Genomic DNA, 371 nt, shown 5'->3' on the forward strand with positions numbered 1-371 from the left:
TGTGTCTTGCGACCGCAGTACGTTTTGAAATAATTTTTATATGGTGGAGCTAAGCGGGATCGAACCGCTGACCTCCTGCGTGCAAGGCAGGCGCTCTCCCAGCTGAGCTATAGCCCCATATAAAAAGCAAGTTTACCTTGTGTTCCAATTCGCTTAGCCGCAGGCGATTTTAACGTGAGTAACGCAATATGCAGATGCACATGAGTAACACAACGATTAAAAGCGACAAGGATAAGTAGAGTTGGTGGGTCTGAGTGGACTTGAACCACCGACCTCACCCTTATCAGGGGTGCGCTCTAACCACCTGAGCTACAGACCCAACAAGGTACTAAAGCCCGACTAATTTCTCAGTCCGGCCTTATTTGCTCGTT

The 371-nt window shown here is 48.5% G+C and carries 2 tRNA genes; both read right to left on the reverse strand.

The features are described 5' to 3' along the window. Window positions 1-41: 41 nt before the first annotated feature. Window positions 42-117, reverse strand: a tRNA-Ala gene (locus YROHD0001_RS0119195). A 125-nt stretch (window positions 118-242) separates the two neighbouring features. Then, window positions 243-319: transfer RNA gene (locus YROHD0001_RS0119200), tRNA-Ile, on the reverse strand. Window positions 320-371 lie beyond the last annotated feature (52 nt).

The sequence above is a fragment of the Yersinia rohdei ATCC 43380 genome (assembly GCF_000173775.1).
Classification (GTDB): domain Bacteria; phylum Pseudomonadota; class Gammaproteobacteria; order Enterobacterales; family Enterobacteriaceae; genus Yersinia; species Yersinia rohdei.